At 48.8% G+C, this 21,122-nt stretch carries 10 protein-coding genes; all 10 read left to right on the forward strand.

Annotation, left to right across the window (positions count from 1 at the left end):
* The first annotated feature begins 126 nt into the window (after positions 1–126).
* Entirely contained in the window at positions 127–807 is a 681-nt protein-coding gene (locus HMPREF9473_RS12705; RefSeq protein ID WP_006780522.1) for a response regulator transcription factor, read from the forward strand.
* Positions 804–2,795 carry a sensor histidine kinase gene (locus HMPREF9473_RS12710; RefSeq protein ID WP_006780523.1) on the forward strand — a complete coding sequence of 664 codons (1,992 nt, stop codon included), beginning with the start codon at positions 804–806 and terminating at the stop codon, positions 2,793–2,795. The genes HMPREF9473_RS12705 and HMPREF9473_RS12710 overlap by 4 nt, the downstream gene beginning before the upstream one ends.
* 174 nt (positions 2,796–2,969) lie before the next feature.
* Positions 2,970–4,232 carry a leucine-rich repeat domain-containing protein gene (locus tag HMPREF9473_RS28160; protein ID WP_006780524.1) on the forward strand — a complete coding sequence of 421 codons (1,263 nt, stop codon included), beginning with the start codon at positions 2,970–2,972 and terminating at the stop codon, positions 4,230–4,232.
* Positions 4,229–6,055 carry a leucine-rich repeat protein gene (locus tag HMPREF9473_RS28165; RefSeq protein WP_006780525.1) on the forward strand — a complete coding sequence of 609 codons (1,827 nt, stop codon included), beginning with the start codon at positions 4,229–4,231 and terminating at the stop codon, positions 6,053–6,055. Before HMPREF9473_RS28160 ends, HMPREF9473_RS28165 begins: the two co-directional genes overlap by 4 nt.
* Before the next feature lie 74 nt (positions 6,056–6,129).
* Complete coding sequence (locus HMPREF9473_RS12725; RefSeq protein WP_006780526.1) at positions 6,130–9,093, forward strand: leucine-rich repeat protein; 2,964 nt, start codon at positions 6,130–6,132, stop codon at positions 9,091–9,093.
* Positions 9,094–9,167: 74 nt separating this feature from the next.
* Complete coding sequence (locus HMPREF9473_RS28170) at positions 9,168–10,310, forward strand: leucine-rich repeat domain-containing protein (RefSeq protein ID WP_006780527.1); 1,143 nt, start codon at positions 9,168–9,170, stop codon at positions 10,308–10,310.
* Between the two features lie 5 nt (positions 10,311–10,315).
* Positions 10,316–12,031: a leucine-rich repeat protein gene (locus HMPREF9473_RS28175; RefSeq protein WP_006780528.1), complete on the forward strand. Its 1,716-nt coding sequence runs from the start codon at positions 10,316–10,318 to the stop codon at positions 12,029–12,031.
* A gap of 74 nt (positions 12,032–12,105) precedes the next feature.
* Positions 12,106–15,114: a leucine-rich repeat protein gene (locus tag HMPREF9473_RS12740; RefSeq protein WP_006780529.1), complete on the forward strand. Its 3,009-nt coding sequence runs from the start codon at positions 12,106–12,108 to the stop codon at positions 15,112–15,114.
* A 74-nt stretch (positions 15,115–15,188) separates the two neighbouring features.
* Positions 15,189–18,365 carry a leucine-rich repeat protein gene (locus tag HMPREF9473_RS12745; protein WP_006780530.1) on the forward strand — a complete coding sequence of 1,059 codons (3,177 nt, stop codon included), beginning with the start codon at positions 15,189–15,191 and terminating at the stop codon, positions 18,363–18,365.
* Positions 18,366–18,376: 11 nt separating this feature from the next.
* Positions 18,377–21,118, forward strand: a complete 2,742-nt coding sequence (locus tag HMPREF9473_RS12750; RefSeq protein WP_006780531.1) for an alkyl/aryl-sulfatase — start codon at positions 18,377–18,379, stop codon at positions 21,116–21,118.
* Positions 21,119–21,122 lie beyond the last annotated feature (4 nt).

Consider the following 21,122-nt stretch of genomic DNA (forward strand, 5'->3'; position numbering starts at 1 on the left):
GACAAGCCGTCTGTTTTATCATACAATAGAACCAGTAATCGAATGCGAATGGCCGACACCATTCGCATTTGCCCGTTTTAAGGGACATGAACAGATTTATTCATCTTGTGGATAGGAGGCGAGTCTATGGATGATTCTTACCGGCTTTTGGCAGTTGATGATGAACCTGATATTCTTCGAACGAACCGCAGGTACTTAGAGGCACGGGGGTATCGCGTGGACACGGCCGTCTGCGCGGCCGATGCGCTGGAACTGTTGAAAAACCAGAAGTATGACGCCATTCTTCTGGATGTGCTGCTTCCGGATATGAATGGGTTTGCGCTCTGTGAGGCGGTCCGGGCGCTTACCTCGGCGCCTATCCTGTTTCTCAGCTGCATGGATGGGGAGGAGGATAAGATTAAGGGGCTGATGGCAGGCGGCGAGGACTACATCACCAAACCGTACAGCTTAAAGGAACTGGCAGCGCGGGTGTACGCCCAGGTGCGCCGTGGGTCCATGAAACGGTTTGTCATCGACCATCAGAACCGGCTTTTGCAGATTGATAACCAGATTATCCCTCTTTCCCAGAAAGAGTTTGAGTTGTTTTTGTTCCTGATGGACCATTCCGGGCAGATTCTGCCGGCGGCAGAGCTGTATCAGGAAGTCTGGCGTACGGGAAAGCCTGACAGCGCCAATACCGTGGCGGTACATATCACAAGGCTGCGCCATAAATTGGAGGATGCCGGGTCCGTGATTGGCCGGATTGAGACAGTGCGGGGAGAAGGATACCGCTTTATCCCCAAATTGGAAGCGAGGGCAACCATATGAAACGATTTCTGGTCATCTTTTTTCTGATTCTGGCGTTGTGTACCGGGATGTTTTTCAGTATGTCGGTGTCTTCTGTATCGGAGGGACCGGAGGCGGTGAATGGGGTTCTGGATTTTCGCGGGACTGACTTTACTTCCTCTGTGTATCATCTGAACGGCCAGTGGGAATTTTACTACGACTGTCTCTACACACCGGAGGATTTCAGACAGGGAGTGCCGACAGGCGGGGAGTTTCTTACATTGCCCAATTCCTGGAATGTGAACGGGTATCCGGCACTCGGCCATGCCACGTTCCGGCTGTTGATTCAGGCGGAGCCCGGAGAACATTATCTGCTCTTTATTCCGGAGATTATCTCGTCGGCGGTGATTTGGAGCAATGGTACGGAGCTTTACCGGGCCGGTGTGGTGGGGGATTCCGCCGCCAATACGGTTACCGGTGTGCGCAATGAGCTTTTGGCGGTTTCCCCGGAAGACGGAGTGATAGAGCTGGTCGTTCAGACGGCCAATTATCATCTGACCGGCAGCGGACTTTTTTATCCGATGATGTTTGGACGCGATACGGTCATGCTGCATCATTTTGTCTGGCAGCGGACAGCAGCGGCCGCCGCTATGGGAGGAATTCTGCTGATTGGGGTGTATCACCTGTTTTTGTATCTGTTCCGCCGTCTGGAACGCCTGTATCTGATTTTCAGTGTCACCTGTCTTGTGACGGTGCTGCGGCTGGTGATGGAGACAAACTCCATGGTACAGTATTTCTTCCGGGATGGACTGACATTTCTCCTGAACCGGGTTTACCTTCTGCTGTTTGCGTTCCACTCCATCTGTATCTGCCTGTTTATGCTGGAGGCATTTTCCCTCCAGTTAAGCCGTCGCCTCCGCCGGGTGGTAATGGCCTGCTTTCTCCTGCCTGTGCTGGGCGTGTTTCTCCTGCCAAATACGGCGGCGGTGGCCTGTCTGTTCCTGGCTCTGATTCCAAACGGCCTGGCTGCGGTGCTTGCTCTGCGAAGCGGCAAAATTGGAAGAGACCCTTACCGGCTGCTGTATTTGTTCAGCCTGATTCTTTTTATCGTCTACGCCCCGCTGACGAAGACGGTATTGGAGGCGAAGCTGTATATCCCTGGTGTGGTATCCAACCTTTTTCTGATTCTCAGCCAGTGCGTCATGCTTTCCCGCAGCTATGCGGACGCCCATGAACAGGTGGAACGGGTCAATGAAAATCTGGAGCGGCTGGTGGAGGAGCGGACCGCACAGCTGAACAATACAAACCGGCAGCTGGCCGCCTCCCAGGACGCCCTGCGTGAGATGATTGGCAACATTTCCCATGATTTAAAGACCCCTCTGACGGTGCTTAACAACTATTTGGAGCTGTTGGGGGATGATTCCATCGCATCCAATGAGCAGGAGCGGGCGGAGTATATCGGGATTGCCTACCACAAAAACCTGGACCTCCAGCGGCTCATCCACAACCTGTTTGAGGTCACCCGCATGGAAAGTGGAACGGTGATGTATCATCCGGAATGGGTGCAGGGGAGTCATCTTATGGAGGAAGTGGAGAGGAAATACGCGAATTTAATTTGTGACAGAGAGCTTTCCTTTTCCGTTCATGTGGACGACACCGTGGACCTTAAGATAGACAGGCACAAAATCTGGAGCGTGCTGGACAACTTAATCTATAATGCACTGCGCCATACGCCAAAAGGCGGAAGCATTTCTCTCTGCCTGCGGGGAAATGGAGAGCAGGCGGTACTTACCGTGAGCGATACCGGGGAGGGCATTAGTGCGGAGCATCTGCCCCATATCTTTGAGCGCTTCTACAAAGTATCGCCGGACCGTGGGGAAAAGGACGGCTCCAGCGGGCTGGGGCTGTATATCGTGAAAACCACCATGGAAGCTATGGGCGGAACCGTGGAGGTGGAAAGTACGCTGGGAGAGGGAACGGTGTTTACTTTGACACTTCCTGCGCGTATCCAGTCGTCGGATGAAAAGTGACCGGATTTCAGAAAATTTTGTTGAGTTTTCACCTTTTATCTGGTAATATAGAGATATAACTGATAATGGAAATGCGAACATGGATTAAACATGTTCGCATTTCGTCGTTTAAGGGAAGATGAACAGATTTGTTCATCTCCGTGATGTCAAATTTAACAATATAAGGAGGGTAATATGAAAAGGAAATATAAACAGGTAATATCCACCCTGATGGCTGTTTTGCTGATTAGTACCCAGCCCGCTGTGATGGCATGGGCAGACAGTGTGGTGCCGGCAGACCACTTATTGGAGGGTGACGAGAATACGGGAAAGAAGACCCGATATGCCACGCCTGCGGATGCGGACCAGAAGGATGAGGACGCTCTCAAGCCTGACGACACGCCGAAGGGCGATGAAATACCCTCAGTTGAAATCCCCTCCACTGAAATCCCTTCCCACAAAAACCTGACAGATGGAAAAGGGCCGGAAAACGAAAACTCTGGAAACACTGAGAAAGTAGTAATTCGATGGGAGTTCGTGGATGACGACAACTTAAGCGGGGGCGAACTGTCTCTCATTGGCGTCAGCCCAGAGAACAGGGCGGATTTTGACACGGTTGTCTCCATGCTGCCGGATAAGTTGAGAGTAGAGATTGAGGAGACGGGTGAAGTGACCCTTCCCATAATCGGCTGGACCTGTCAGGAGTATCATCAGGACGAGGATGAGGAATGGCCGTTTACCGGCGAATATGAGTTTATCGCAGAGCTGCCAGAAGGTTATGTCTGTGAGCCGCCCATATCCGTGCTGGTGACATTGGGCGGTGCCATGGTAAATACCATCAACGACAGATTTACTGTGGACGGTTTGAGGTATAAGGAACTGGGACCCGACACGGTTCAGCTCATAGGGTATGATGGAGCAAAACCGACTGGGTTACTGGTTATTCCAGAACATGTGCGAAAGCCTTCCAATGACAGGGAGTACCAGGTAATCAGCATTGGGTTCGAGGCATTCCTTGACTGTTCCGGCCTGACGGGAGATTTGGTGATTCCGGATACAGTGACCGAGATTGGAAACAATGCTTTTAAGGGATGCCATTTTACAGGAGAACTGACCCTCTCGGATTCATTGGTTACAATAGGGGAATACGCATTCAATGATTGCGGATTTACAGGTCAGCTGGACCTGCCGCAAACACTCACTCGCATTGGGCTTAGTGCATTTGCAGAAACTACATTTTCCGGACAGTTGATTTTGCCGGAGAAATTGAACTATATTGGTATATATGCATTTGCGGACTGTAACTTTACAGGAGATTTAATCATTCCGGAAGGAATGACCAATACCGGATATGGTGCATTTGAGGGTAATAGTTTTACCGGGACACTGACTCTGCCAAAAAAATTGAAGGAAATAAACAGAGAGAGTTTTTTCTTTGTGGATTTACAGGTGAATTGAATATCCCGGATACCGTTACTGATATCGGTAGCTATGCTTTTTCTGAATGCGGATTTACTGGTGGGCTGGTTTTGCCAGATGGATTGACAAGTATTGGCTCCTATGCATTTAAAGACTGCAGCGAACTTACGGGCAGGCTGAGTATCCCGGATGAAATTACCAGCATCGGGGATAACCCGTTCACAGGCACTGGTTTCGAAGGTTTTGACACCACGAAGCAGGAGATAGCCGACCTGCTTTATGCTTCAGGTGTTGACAAGAACAAAATTAAGGTTGGAAATCAGCCCTATCAGCCGGCGTCTTCACCCCAGGAATTCAGTGAAGGGGATATGGACTTTCAAGTGATTGGAAATAACACGGTGAAAGTAACTGACTATCGCGGGAATTCTAACACGGACATTGTTATTCCGGACACGGTTACGGACCGGGTATCAGGAAAGACGTATACGGTAACCCATATTGGTAGTTATGCATTTGGGTCCAAAAATATTACAGGTTCGCTTTATCTTCCGAATACATTGGTAAGCATCGAAGATTCCGCTTTTATGCTTAATAGGTTTACAGGTATTCTCTCTCTTCCGGAGTCACTGAACACAATCGGAGGCGCTGCATTTTATGACAATAATTTTACTGGTGATTTAACCATCCCTGAGAACGTGTCCCATATTGGGGCCAGTGCTTTTGAGTCGGCAGGTTTTACTGGCAATTTGATTATTAAATGTAAGCTGACATATCTGAAAGACCAGGCATTTTCTAACTGTGGCTTCACCGGTACCCTGTCTCTTCCGGATACATTGACAGCGATTGGGGGATATACGTTCAAAAACTGCGGTTTTACGGGAAGTCTGCAGCTTCCGGCAGGAATAACATCTATCGGGGAATCCAGCTTTTTCGGCTGCAACAGCTTTACCGGCGAACTTTATCTTCCGAAACCAGTAACCGAAATTGGGGAAAAAGCATTTTACGGCTGCAGCAGTCTGAACTCAGCTCACCTTGGCTCGAACCTGCAAAAGCTGGGTATACAGGCATTTCCGGAGTCACTGCCTCTTTCTACGGACTCTCCACGGGTTCAGCTTCTTATCAATACTTATCTGAATCAGAATGCCATAGCCGACACCTCCTGGAATGGGAAAGAGGATGTGCCGGACGGAGCAGTCGCCACGGTAAAGCAGGACACGACAATCACCGGAGACAGACGGATTGGCACGGAGGCGGTTATCACGGTTCCGAGCGGGGGTATTCTGACGGTGGATGGAAACCTGGTAGTGGATGGAATGATATCTGTGGAAGGCACTCTGGTAATCAATGGTTCACTCTCAGGTTCCGGCACCTTAATCATCGGAGTGAACGGCAGGGTAGTGGGCGATACTTCCGGCATCCGCGTGGTGTATGTAAGCCGTGGCTCATCGGGAAATAATAGCGGCAGCAGTTCCACAGTAAATTCCAATATCCTCCTTGGGACCTGGGAGCGGACGGAGGACGGAATCTGGAAATTCCGCCAGACAAGAGGTACCTACGCGGCAAACCGCTGGGGGATAGTAGACGGCCTGTGGTACTATTTTGACCGGGAAGGACGGATGCTCACTGGCTGGCAGTTTATCAACAATCAGTGGTATTATCTGTGCCGGGAAGAAGATATTAAGACCAAAACCAATCTAAAAGAGGGGGCAATGGCAACCGGCTGGCACTTTGACCCTGTATACCAGGCATGGTTTTACCTGGATACAAGCGGCGCCATGGCAGTCGGCCAGAAAATGATTGATGGGAAACAATACTATTTCAATCCGGAACCAGATGGAACACGAGGAGCTATGCAGCAGTAGGCGGAAATCCAAAGGCAGAGGAAAACGCCAAGTCGATAAATTAATATATTTGAACAAAACAGAGGGGGAATTCCATGAAAAGAAACCACAAACGGGTGATTTCCACATTATTAATTATGTTGCTGATTAGTACCCAGCCAGCTGTGATGGCATGGGCCGACAGCGTGGTGCCGGCAGACCACTTATTGGAGGGTGACGAGAATACGGGAAAGAAAACCGGATATGCCACGCCTACGGATGCAGACCAGAAGGATGAGGACGCTCTCAAGCCTGATGATACGCCGAAGGGCGATGAAATACCCTCCACTGAAATACCTTCCACGGAAATTCCTTCCCACGAAAACCTGACAGATGAAAAAGGACCGGAAAACGAAAACTCTGGGAAAACTGAGAAAGTAGTAATTCGATGGGAGTTCGTAGATGATGACAACTTAAGCGGGGGCGAGCTATCTCTGATTGGTGTAAGCCCGGAGAACAGGGCGGATTTTGACACGGTTGTCTCCATGCTGCCGGAACAGGTGAGAGCGGAGATTGAGGAGGCGGGTAAAGTGACGCTTCCCATAACTGACTGGAGCTGTCCGGAGTATCAGCAGGACAAGGATGGGGAATGGCCGTTTACCGGCAAATATGAGTTTATCGCAGAGCTGCCAGAAGGTTATGTCTGTGAGTCGCCCATATCCGTGCTGGTGACACTTGGCGGGGCTATGGTAAATACCATCAACGACAGGTTTACCGTGGACGGTCTGAAGTATAAGGAGCTGGGGCCAGATACAGTTCAACTCATGGGATATGATGGAGCAAAACCAGTAGGGACACTGATTATCCCAGATAAGGTGCGAAAGCCTTCAAACGGCAGGGAGTACCAGGTAATTAATATTTCGAACGGCGCATTTCAGGACTGTTCCGGCCTGACGGGAGATTTAGTGATTCCGGATACGGTGACCAAGATTGGAAACCGTGCATTCTCTAAATGCGGATTTACAGGTCAACTGGTCCTGCCGCAAACGTTAGTTCGTATTGAGCACGACACATTTGCAGGAACTGCGTTTTCCGGTCAGCTGATTTTGCCGGAGAAATTGAATTATATTGGTGTCTATGCATTTCTCGACTGTAACTTTACGGGAGACTTGATAATTCCGGACGAAGTAACCGATGTCGGGTATGGTGCATTTGAGGGTAACAATTTTACAGGGACGCTGATTCTGCCAAAAAAACTGAAGACAATAGACAGAGAGGGTTTTACTCTGTGTGGATTTACAGGTGAATTGAACATCCCGGATACTGTTACCGATATCGGTATGTTTGCTTTTTATAAGTGCGGATTTACCGGGGATCTTATTTTGCCAGATGGATTAACAAGTATTGGCACCTCTGCATTTGAGGGATGTAGTGAATTTACGGGCAGGCTGAGTATCCCGGATGGAATTACCAGCATTGGGAAGGATGCGTTCAAAAACACTAGTTTTGATGGTTTTGATACCACGAATCAGGAGATAGCCAACCTGCTTTATGCTTCAGGTGTTGACAAGGACAAAATTAAGGTTGGAGATCAGCCCTATCAGCCCTCCCAGCCACCTAAAGCTCCAGGTTTCCAAGTCGGGGATATGGACTATCAAATAATAGGAAGTGACACGGTGGCGTTAACCGGCTATCACGGAAACTCTGATACGGACATTATTATTCCGGACATGGTTACAGACATAGTATCAGGAAGAACGTATCCAGTAACCCATATTGGTTCTGATGCATTCTGGAAAAAGGCCATAACAGGTTCGCTTCACCTTCCGAATACATTGATAAGCATCGAAGAAGGCGCTTTTGCAGAAAATAAGTTTACAGGCAGTCTCCTTCTTCCAGAGTCACTGGTAAGCATTGGAGTTGGCGCATTTTATGATAGTGGTTTTACTGGTGACTTAACCATCCCTGCGAACGTGTCCTATATTGGACCCAGTTCTTTTGAAAAGGCAGGCTTTACTGGCGATTTGACTATAGAAGGTAAGCTGACAAAGTTGGAAGGCTACGAATTTATCGGATGTGGCTTCACCGGCGCGTTGGTTCTTCCGGATACATTGACCAGTATTGGGGATTTAACGTTCCAGGACTGTGGTTTTACAGGGAGTTTGCAGCTGCCGAAATTGGTAACCGAAATTGGCGAAAAGGCATTTTACGGCTGCGACAGTCTGGATTCGGTTTATCTTGGTCCGAATCTTCAAAAGCTGGGCGCACAGGCGTTTCCGGAGTCGCTGCCTCTGTCCACCGACTCGCCACGGGTTCAGCTTCTTATCAATACTTATCTGAATCAGGATGCCATAGCCGATACCTCCTGGGATGGGAAAGAGGATGTGCCAGACGGAGCAGTCGTCACCATAAAGCAGGACACGACAGTCACCGGAGACAGGCGGATTGGCACGGAGGCGGTTATTACCATTCCAAGTGGGGTTATTTTGACTGTGGATGGAAACCTGACCGTTGATGGAAACCTGGTAGTGGATGGAACGATATCTGTGGAAGGCACTCTGAGCATCAATGGTTCACTTTCCGGCTCCAGCACCTTAATCGTCAGAGTAAACGGCAGGATAGTGGGCGATACTTCCGGCATCCGCGTGGTGTATGTAAGTCATGGCTCATCGGGAAATAGCAGCAGTTCCACAGTAAATCCCGACATCCTCATTGGAACCTGGGAGCGGACGGAAGATGGTATCTGGAAATTCCACCAAGCAAGAGGTACCTACGCGGTAAACCGCTGGGGGATAGTCGACGGTCTGTGGTACTATTTTGACAAGGAAGGCCGGATGCTCACTGGCTGGCAGTATATCAACAATCAGTGGTATTATCTGTGCCGGGAGGAAGATAGTAAGACCAACACTGGCTTAAAAGAAGGGGCTATGGCAACCGGCTGGCATTTTGACCCCGTATACCAGGCATGGTTTTACCTGGATACAAGCGGCGCCATGGCAGTCGGCGAGAAGGTGATTGACGGGAAACAATACTATTTCAACCCGGAATCTGACGGAACAAGAGGAGCCATGCAGCAGTAGAAGGAACTCCAAATGCAGAGGAAAACATCAAATCGACAAATCAATATATTCGAACAAAACGGAGGGGTAATGCTATGAAAAGAAACCGCAAACGGGTGATTTCCACATTGTTAATTGCTTTACTGATTAGTACCCAGCCAGCTGTGATGGCATGGGCAGACAGTATGGCGCCGGCAGACCACTTATTGGAGGATGACGAGAATACGGGAACGAAAACCGGATATGCCACTCCTGCGGATGCGGACCAGAAGGATGAGGACGCTCCCAAGCCTGATGATGCGCCGAAGGGCGATGAAATACCCTCCACTGAAATCCCTTCCAATGAAAACCTGACAGATGGAAAAGGGCCGGAAAACGAAAACTCTGGGAACACTGAGAAAGTAGTAATTCGATGGGAGTTCGTGGATGATGACAACTTAAGCGGGGGCGAACTGTCTCTGATTGGTGTCAGCCCGGAGAACAGGGCAGATTTTGACACGGTTGTCTCTATGCTTCCGGAACAGGTGAGAGCGGAGAGTGAGGAGGCAGGTGAAGTGACCCTTCCCATAACCCGTTGGAACTGTCAGGATTATCATCAGGACGAGGATGGGGAATGGCCGTTTACCGGCGAATATGAGTTTATCGCAGAGCTGCCGGAAGGTTATGTCTGTGAGCCATCCATATCCGTGCTGGTGACACTTGGCGGAGCCATGGTAAATACGATTAACGACAGGTTTACCGTGGACGGTCTGAAGTATAAAGAGCTGGGGCCCGACACGGTACAACTCATGGGATACGATGGGGCAAAGCCAGAGGGGACACTGATTATCCCGGACAAGGTGCGAAAGCCTTCCAACGGCAGAGAGTACCAGATAGTCAGTATTTTCAGCAATGCGTTCCGGGACTGCTCCGGTCTGACGGGAGATTTGGTGATTCCGGATATGGTGACTGAGATTGGAGTCAGTGCTTTTGAGGGATGCCATTTTACAGGAGAACTGACACTCCCGGATTCGTTGGTAACAATTGAGGAAAACGCATTCCTTAAAAACGAATTTACAGGCCAGCTGGTCCTGCCGGCGAAATTGAACTATATTAGTAAAAATGCATTTTACCAGTGTAACTTTACGGGAGACTTAATCATTCCGGACGGAGTGACCATTATCGAAATTGGTGCTAGTTTGGGTATAACAACTTTACGAGGGACACTGACTCTGACCAAAAAAATTAGAAGGGAATAGGCAGAGTGAGTTTTTATAAGTCTGGATTTACGGGTGAATTGAACATTCCGGATACCGTTACCTATATCAACAACGATGCTTTTTCAGGGTGCGGATTTACCGGTGAGCTGGATTTGCCAGATGGATTAACAACTATTGGCGGCCATGCATTTGAAAACTGCAGTAAACTTACGGGCAGGCTGAGTATCCCGGATGAAATTACCATCATCGAGAATAGCGCATTCAACAACACTGGTTTCGACGGTTTTGACACCACGAAGCAGGAGATAGCCAACCTGCTTTATGCTTCAGGTGTTGACGAGAACAAAATCAAGGTTGGAAACCAGCCTTATCAGCCCTCTCAGACGCCCTCAGCACCAGGTTTCCAAGTTGGAGATATGGAGTATCAAATAATTGGAAGTGACACGGTGAAGTTAACCGGCTATCATGGAAACTCTGATACGGACATTTCTATTCCGGACACAGTTCGAGTATCAGGAACGACGTATTCCGTAACCCAGATTGGTTCTTATGTATTCTATGACAAGGCGATAACAGGTTCGCTTCACCTCCCGAATACACTGGTAAGCATTGAAGGAAAAAAGGCATTTGTCGGGAATGCTTTTACCGGTGACTTAACCATCCCCGCGGGCGTGACCCATATTGAACTCGGTTCTTTTGAAGATGCAGGTTTTACTGGCAATTTGACCATAGAAGGGAGGCTGACAAGGCTGGAAATCGTCACATTTGGCAGATGTGGCTTCACCGGTACCCTGTCTCTTCCGGATACATTGACATATATTGGGGAAGATGCGTTCCGGGGCTGCGGTTTTACAGGGCATTTGCAGCTTCCAAAACAGGTAACTGAAATTGGCAAAAGGGCATTTTACGGCTGTGACAGTCTGGACTCGGCTCATCTTGGTCCGAATCTGCAAAAGCTGTGGCCACAGGCATTTCCGGAGGAGCTGCCTCTGTCCACCGACTCTCCACGGGTTCAGCTTCTCATCAATGCTTATCTGAATCAGGATGCCATAGCCGACACCTCCTGGGATGGGAATGAGGATGTACCGGACGGGGCTCTCGCCGCTGTAAAACAAGACACGACAGTCACCGGAGACAGGCAGATTGGCACGGAGGCGGTTATCACCGTTCCAAGTGGGGTTATTCTGACTGTGGATGGAAACCTGGTAGTAAACGGAACGATATCTGTGGAAGGCACTCTGATCATCAATGGTTCACTTACCGGCTCCGGTACCTTAATCGTCGGGGTAAACGGCAGGGTAGTAGGCGATACTTCCGGCATCCGCGTGGTGTATGTAAGCCGTGGCTCATCGGGAAACAGCGGCAGTTCCGCAGTCAATCCTGACATTCTCATTGGGAACTGGGAGCGGACGGAGGACGGTATCTGGAAATTCCGCCAGGCAAGAGGCACCTACGCGGCAAACCGCTGGGGGATAGTCGACGGCCTGTGGTACTATTTTGACCGGGAAGGCCGGATGCTCACTGGCTGGCAGTTTATCAACAATCAGTGGTATTATCTGTGCCGGGAAGAAGATATTAAGACCAAAACCAATCTAAAAGAGGGAGCAATGGCGACAGGCTGGCATTTTGACCCCATATATCAGGCATGGTTTTACCTGGATACAAGCGGCGCCATGGCAGTCGGCCAGAAAGTGATTGACGGGAAACAATACTATTTCAATCCGGAACCTGACGGAACAAGAGGAGCCATGCAGCAGTAGAAGAAACTCCAAAGGCAGAGGAAAACGTCAACTCGATAAATTAATATATTTGAACAAAACGGAGGGGGAATTCCATGAAAAGAAACCACAAACGGGTGATTTCCACATTATTAATTATGTTGCTGATTAGTACCCAGCCCGCTGTGATGGCATGGGCGGACAGTGTGGTGCCGGCAGACCACTTATTGGGGGATGACGAGAATACGGGAAAGAAAACCGGATATGCCACGCCTACGGATGCGGACCAGAAGGATGAGGACGCTCCCAAACCTGATGATGCGCCGAAGGGCGATGAAATACCCTCCACTGAAATCCCTTCCAACAAAAACCTGACAGATGGAAAAGGGCCGGAAAACGAAAACTCTGGAAACACTGAGAAAGTAGTAATTCGATGGGAGTTCGTGGATGACGACAACTTAATCGAGGGCGAACTATCTCTCATTGGCGTCAGCCCAGAGAACAGGGCTGATTTCGACACGGTTGTCTCCATGCTGCCGGAACAGGTAAGAGTGGAGCTTGAGGAGACTGGTGAAGTGACCCTTCCCATAATCGGCTGGAGCTGTCCGGAGTATCAGCAGGACGAGGATGAAGAATGGCCGTTTACCGGCGAATATGAGTTTATCGCAGAGCTGCCGGAAGGTTATGTCTGTGAGCCGCCCATATCCGTGCTGGTGACACTTGGCGGAGCTATGGTAAATACTATCAACGACAGGTTTACCATAGACGGTCTGAACTATAAGGAGCTTGGACCCGACACGGTACAGCTCATAGGATATGATGGGGCGCCAGTTGGGACACTGGTTATCCCGGACAAAGTGCGAAAGCCTTCCAACGGCAGGGAATACCAGGTAGCCAGCATTGGGCACTATGCATTTCTGGACTGTTCTGGCCTGACGGGAGATTTAGTGATTCCGGATACGGTGACCGAGATTGGAGACATGGCTTTTTCGGGATGCCATTTTACAGGAGAACTGACCCTCTCGGATTCATTGGTTACAATAGGGGAATACACATTCTTTGAGTGTGGATTTACAGGCCAGCTGGTCCTGCCACAAACACTTACTCGCATTGGGGAGAGAGCATTTACATACACTACTTTTTCCGGACAGCTGATTTTGCCGGAGAAATTGAACTATATTGGCGAGCTTGCATTTTACCACTGTAACTTTACAGGAGACTTGATCATACCGGACGGAGTGACCATTATCAATTATGATACATTTTCTGGTAACAGCTTTACGGGGACACTGACTCTGCCAAATAAATTGAAGGAAATAGGCAACGAGAGTTTTTTTGAGTGCGGATTTACCGGTGAGCTGGTTTTGCCAGATGGATTAACGAGTATTGGCATCTCTGCATTTAAAGATTGCAGTAAACTTACAGGCAGGCTGAGTATCCCGGATGGAATTACCAGCATTGAGCAGCATGCGTTCTATAACACTGGTTTCACCAGTTTTGACACCACGAAGCAGGAGATAGCCGACCTGCTTTATGCCTCAGGTGGTGTACAAGCAAGTAAAATTATGGTTGAAGGCCAGCCTTATCAGTTACACATTCAGCCGGCTCCAGAGCCAGATTTCCCAGTTGGGAATATGACATATCGAAAAATTGGAAGTGACACGGTAGAGTTAACCGGCTATGAAGGAAATTCTGATATGGACATTATTATTCCAGACACAGTTACAGACCAATTATCAGGAATGACGTATTCAGTAACCCGCATTGGTTCTAGCGCGTTCTATGGAAAGGCGATAACAGGTTCGCTTCATCTCCCAAATACACTGGTAAGTATCGGAGATAGAGCATTTAAAAAGAATCGTTTTACCGGTGATTTAACCATCCCTGTGAGTGTGTCGCATATGGGGACCGGAGCTTTTGATTCGGCAGGTTTTACTGGAGATTTGACCATAGAAGGGAAGCTGACAAAATTAGAAGACTATGTATTTTTCAAATGTGGTTTCACCGGTGCCTTGTCTCTTCCGGATACATTGACATATGTCGGGTATGCTGTGTTCAAGGATTGCGGTTTTACTGGAAGTTTGCAGCTTCCGGCGGGAATAACTTACATCGATGCTGCCAGCTTTTATAACTGCAGCAGCTTTACCGGCACACTTCAACTTCCGGTGGGGGTAAATTACATCGGATATAACAGCTTTTTTGATTGCAGTGGCTTTACCGGCGCCCTTCAGCTTCCAAAACCGATAACTGAAATTGGTGAAATGGCATTTTACGGCTGTGACGGTCTGGATTCGGCTCATCTTGGTCCGAATGTGCAAAAGCTGGGCGCACAGGTGTTTCCGGAGTCACTGCCTCTTTCTACGGACTCTCCACGGGTTCAGCTTCTTATCAATACTTATCTGAATCAGAATGCCATAGCCGATACCTCCTGGGATGGGAATGAGGATGTGCCGGATGGGGCTGTTGCCACGGTAAAGCAGGACATGACAATCGCCGGAGACAGGCGGATTGGCACGGAGGCGGTTATTACCGTTCCAAGTGGGGTTATTCTGACTGTGGATGGAAACCTGGTAGTAAACGGAACGATATCCGTGGAAGGCACTATGATTATCAATGGTTCAATCTCAGGCCCCGGCACTTTAATCATCGGAGTAAACGGCAGGGTAGTAGGCGATACTTCCGGCATCCGCGTGGTGTATGTACGCCGTGGCTCATCGGGAACCAGCGGCAGTTCCGCAGTCAATCCTGACATTCTCATTGGGAACTGGGAGCGGACGGAGGATGGAATCTGGAAATTCCGCCAGACAAGAGGTACCTACGCGGCAAACCGCTGGGGGATAGTCGACGGCCTGTGGTACTATTTTGACCAGGAAGGCCGGATGCTCACTGGCTGGCAGTATATCAACAATCAGTGGTATTATCTGTGCCGGGAAGAAGATATTAAGACCAAAACCAATCTAAAAGAGGGAGCAATGGCGACAGGCTGGCACTTTGACCTCGTATACCAGGCATGGTTTTATCTGGATACAAACGGCGCCATGGCGGTCGGCGAGAAGGTGATTGACGGGAAACAATACTATTTCAACCCGGAATCTGACGGAACAAGAGGAGCCATGCAGCAGTAGAAGGAACTCCAAATGCAGAGGAAAACGTCAAATGGACAAACCAATATATTCGAATACAACGGAGGGGTAATGCCATGAAAAGAAACCGCAAACGGGTGATTTCCACATTATTAATTATTTTGCTGATTAGTACCCAGCCAGCTGTGATGGCATGGGCCGACAGCGTGGTGCCGGCAGACCACTTATTGGGGGATGACGAGAATACGGGAAAGAAAACCGGATATGCTACGCCTACGGATGCGGACCAGAAGGATGAGGACGCTCTCAAGCCTGACGATACGCAGAAGGGCGATGAAATACCCTCCACTGAAATTCCTTCCACGGAAATTCCTTCCCACGAAAACCTGACAGATGGAAAAGGGCCGGAAAACGAAAACTCTGGGAACACTGAGAAAGTAGTAATTCGATGGGAATTCGTGGATGACGACAACTTAAGCGGGGGCGAATTGTCTCTGATTGGTGTCAGCCCGGAGAACAGGGCTGATTTCGACACGGTTGTCTCCATGCTGCCGGAACAGGTGAGAGTGGAGAGTGAGGAGGCAGGTGAAGTGACCCTTCCCATAACCCGTTGGAACTGTCAGGATTATCATCAGGACGAGTATGGGGAGTGGCCGTTTACCGGCGAATATGAGTTTATCGCAGAGCTGCCGGAAGGTTATGTCTGTGAGCCGCCCATATCCGTGCTGGTGACACTGGGCGGAGCCATGGTAAATACGATTAACGACAGATTTACTGTGGACGGTCTAAAGTATAAAGAACTGGGTCCCGACACGGTGCAGCTCATGGGATATGATGGGGAAAAGCCAGTGGGGACACTGGTGATCCCGGGCAAGGTGCGAAAGCCTTCCAACGGCAGGGAATACCAGGTAGCCAGCATTGGGAGCAATGCATTTCTGGACTGTTCCGCTCTGACGGGAGATTTAGTGATTCCGGATACAGTGACCGAGATTGGAGACGGCGCTTTTGAGGGATGCCATTTTACAGGAGAACTGACCCTCTCGCATTCATTGGTTACAATAGGGGAAGACGCATTCTATGAATGTGGATTTACAGGCCAGCTGGTCCTGCCACAAACACTTACTCGCATTGGGGGTGGTGCATTTACGAACACTACATTTTCCGGACAGTTGATTTTGCCGGAGAAATTAAACTATATTGGCTGGTTTGCATTTTACCACTGTAACTTTACAGGAGACTTGATCATACCGGACGGAGTGACCATTATCGATTCTTATACATTTTCTGGTAACAGCTTTACGGGGACATTGACTCTGCCAAACAAATTGAAGGAAATAGGCAGAGAGAGTTTTTTAAAGTGCGGATTTACAGGTAAACTGGTTTTGCCAGATGGATTAACGAGTATAGGCCCCTATGCATTTTCGGACTGCAGTAAACTTACGGGCAGGTTGATTATCCCGGATGAAATTTCCAGCATTGGGGATTATGCGTTCGATCACACTGGTTTCGACGGTTTTGACACCACGAAGCAGGAGATAGCCGACCTGCTTTATGCTTCAGGTGTTGTCGAAAGCAAAATCAAGGTTGGAAATCAGCCTTATCACCACATTCAGCCGCCCTCAGTTTCAGGTTTCCAAGACGGGGATATGGAGTATCAAGTGATTGGAAGTGACACGGTGGCGTTAACCGGCTATAACGGAAACTCTGATACGGACATTTCTATTCCGGACACAGTTACGAACCGAGGAGTGACGTATTCCGTAACCCAGATCGGTTCTTCGGCGTTTTATAACAAGGCGATAACAGGTTCGCTTCATCTCCCGAATATACTGGTAAGCATTGGCGATAAGGCTTTTTCATATAATAAGTTTTCAGGTACGCTCTCTCTCCCGAATACACTGGTAAGCATTGGAGAGAACGCATTTCATGAGAATTGTTTTACCGGTGATTTAACCATCCCTGTGAGCGTGTCTTATATGGGACTCGGAGCTTTTGATTCGGCAGGTTTTACTGGAGATTTGACCATAGAAGGGAAGCTGACAAAATTAGAAGACTACGTATTTTTCGAATGTGGCTTTACCGGTGCCTTGTCTCTTCCGGATACATTGACATATATCGGGGGTGCTGTGTTCAGGGATTGCAGTTTTACTGGAAGTTTGCAGCTTCCGGCGGGAATAAATTACATCGAAGATTCCAGTTTTTTTAACTGCAGCGGCTTTACCGGCGCACTTCAGCTTCCGGCGGGGGTAACTTACATCGGAGATTACAGTTTTTTTAAGTGTAGCGGCTTTACCGGTGCACTTCAGCTTCCGGCGGGGGTAACTTACATCGGAGGTTACAGCTTTTTTAACTGCAGAGGCTTTACCGGCGCACTTCAGCTTCCAAAACCGATAACTGAAATTGGTGAAATGGCATTTTATGGCTGTGACGGTCTGGATTCGGCTCATCTTGGTCCGAATGTGCAAAAACTGGGCGCACAGGCATTTTCGGAGGCGCTGCCTCTGTCCACCGACTCGCCACGGGTTCAGCTTCTTATCAATACTTATCTGAATCAGGATGCCATAGCCGATACCTCCTGGGATGGGAAAGAGGATGTGCCAGACGGAGCAGTCGCCACCATAAAGCAGGACACGACAGTCACCGGAGACAGGCGGATTGGCACGGAGGCGGTTATTACCATTCCAAGTGGGGTTATTCTGACTGTGGATGGAAACCTGACCGTTGATGGAAACCTGGTAGTGGATGGAACGATATCTGTGGAAGGCACTCTGAGCATCAATGGTTCACTTTCCGGCTCCAGCACCTTAATCGTCGGAGTAAATGGCAGGGTAGTGGGCGATACTTCCGGCATCCATGTCGTGTATTTAAACCGTGGTTCGACGGGAAATAATAGCAGCAGTTCCACAGTAAATCCCGACATCCTCATTGGAACCTGGGAGCGGACGGAAGATGGAATCTGGAAATTCCGCCAGGCAAGAGGCACCTACGCGGCGAACCGCTGGGGGATGGTCGACGGCCTGTGGTACTATTTTGACAAGGAAGGCCGGATGCTCACCGGCTGGCAGTATATCAACAATCAGTGGTATTATCTGTGCCGGGAGGAGGATAGTAAGACCAAAACTGGCTTAAAAGAAGGAGCGATGGCGACGGGCTGGCACTTTGACCCCATATACCAGGCATGGTTTTACCTGGATACAAGCGGGGCTATGGCAGTCGGCCAGAAAGTGATTGACGGGAAACAATACTATTTCAACCCGGATTCTGATGGAACAAGAGGCGCATTAAAATCGTAGGAGGAGACTTTATGAAAAAAATGAAGAGTTTGACAGCCGGGAAACCGTCCCAATTGACAATTGCCCAGAATCGCTATGAAAAGATTCGTATCGGAGTTGACCCGAAATACGACCCGGAATATGACCCAGAATACGACCCGGAATATGATACGGAATATGAACTGGCTTTGAAGGGGAAATGTTTATGTGGCTGCGGTGACATTGCCATTAGTGACGTTTGGAATCAGGAGGCGTACCGGTTTTTGAAGCAGGATTATCCCGATAATTTTGATCATCCCAATGAACGCTTTGCAGCCGTACATCCCAGCCTCTGGAGCAATGGGAGGAATAACCAGATAAATGGGATATTCGAAGTAATAAAAGATAGTATTTATCAGGTGCGCGGATACGATATGGCTAACATCTCTTTTGTGAGGACCAGGAACGGCTGGCTGGTCCTGGACACATTGATGAGCGAGGAGTGCACCTATGCCGCTCTGGAACTGGCTGAGGATTATTTTTCAAAATTGGGGGCAGCATTTAAACTTCAGGGGAATATCAAGGGGATCATTATCAGCCATTCCCATGTGGACCATTTCGGAGGTGTGAAGGCGGTCTGCAGTTATAACCTGGCTGGCAGCACGGATTTGAACGGGAGTTACTCCTATGAGGAGCTGACTAAAAATTGCCCCATTTATGCGCCATCCGGTTTTACCGAGGCGTCCGTGTCGGAAAATGCCTATGCAGGCAATGCAATGGGCCGGCGGGCATCCTACCAGTATGGAAGCTTTGTGAAACCGGATAAGGAGCATCCGGATGCGGAAGAAAACTGGAGGAGGAGTATCAGCATCGGAATTGGCCAGGGACAGTCAACAGGCAAGGTCGGATTTTTAAAGCCCACAAATATCATTGACGAAAACACACCTCCTATCACGATAGACGGTCTTGAGATTGATTGTCAGCTTACTCCGGGAACTGAGGCGCCATCGGAGATGAATCATTATTTTCCTCGCTACAAAGCACTGTGGATGGCTGAAAACTGCGCCGGCACCCTGCACAATCTTTACACGTTGAGGGGCGCCCAGGTGAGAGACGGCAACGCCTGGGCAAAATATCTGGTGGAGACGGCAGAGAGGTATGGCGATAAGGCGGAAGTAATTTTCCAGGCGCATAACTGGCCGCATTGGAAGAATGAAACGGGGACCTTATCGCTCAAGGATTTCCTGCTGGAAACAGCTTCCATCTATAAGTTTATCAACGACCAGACTCTGCTTTACCTAAATCAGGGTTTTAAAATGGAGGAAGCGGCACAGAAGCTGCGTCTGCCCTATGCCCTGGAACACAACTGGAACTTAAAACCTTATTACGGGACACCGTCTCATGACGCCAAAGCGGTCTATCAAAAGTATCTGGGATGGTACGATGCCAATCCCATCCATCTAAACCCTCTGTCGCCGGAGGAGCGGGCCAAGGCGATGGCGGGCTACCTCACACGTTCCCTGAACGGAGAGAGTCTTAAGGATAGTCTTGAGCATGATTTAGATGAGGGAAAATACAGGACGGTGGCCGATTTTGCATATCAGATGTATCTGGCCGGCGGCGCCGGTGACTGTAACGCCGGGCATGCAAAGGATTTGTGTGCGGAGGCGCTACGGCAATTGGCGTACACCTCGGAGTCGGGACCATGGAGAAACTGCTATCTCGCAGGCGCGTGGGAGCTGGAACAAGGGAAAGAGCGGATACATGCCAGCATGGGGACGGATTTGATTTCCAATATGGAACCTTATATGCTACTTGACTATATTGGCATTCTCTATGACGGTGACAAGAGTGTGGAATATGATGAGCTGGGTCATCACCGGAACGATATGGAGTTTATCATGGATATTACCGAAGGTAACAAAATGACCCGCTTCCATATCTATATCCGCAATGGTGCAATCTTATATTATCAATACAAACCAGAGGAACTGTCGAAACCGCTTCCAGGAGAGATTTGCCATTTTTCTCTCGGCAAAGAAGAGCTGATTCAACTGCTGGCCCCTCCGTCGATTGGACAAAAGACTCTGGATGAAAGAATACAGGCTTTGAAGGTGGAGAATTCAGGAAAAAGCTTTTTAAACCTGATTTTTTACAATCTGGTAAATCTAAAAAATGACCGTTTTCAGACTTTTGACATCGTGACTCCCCATGACCGGGAATTCCTTACCGAGAGTGAAAAAAAGGTGGATTTACGGGAAGAGACGAAGGCTTGTATCCGTATGCTGGAGGGGCATCTAAAGAGCATCGCAGACTTTGGAGATTACGATTTGCTTGCATTTGATGAGCAGGGAATGAATGAATGGCTGGAAACAGATGGATTTCACAGTATTCTGGTTAAGGAGGCACAAGTCGTTGAAGACACGAACTTTTTTGCCCCAGCTCCGGTTACTAAAAGCAAAGACTGGCAGAATAATCTGGGGATTGGTCCCGATGGTTTCTTTTGTAAATATGAGTATATACAGGTGTTGGAAAGCTGTTATCGTTTTCTGGCGGAACCTTTTCTCATGGGAGCAGACCATGTACATAAAGACGACCGTTTTACGGAAAAAACCATGTACTTGAAAAAGGCAATTCTTCTTCTGGAACCTTATTTAAACCGTTATCGTCAGAATTTTCGTTATGATGTGATCATTGAAAATGACCAAATGAGACTGCAGGGTAATGATGCAAAAGCATGGGACGAATTAAAGGGCAAGATTTTTTTCCGACTTCGACTCACGATTCTTTCATGAGATA

The sequence above is a fragment of the Hungatella hathewayi WAL-18680 genome (assembly GCF_000235505.1).
GTDB classification, from domain to species: Bacteria; Bacillota; Clostridia; order Lachnospirales; family Lachnospiraceae; genus Hungatella_A; species Hungatella_A hathewayi_A.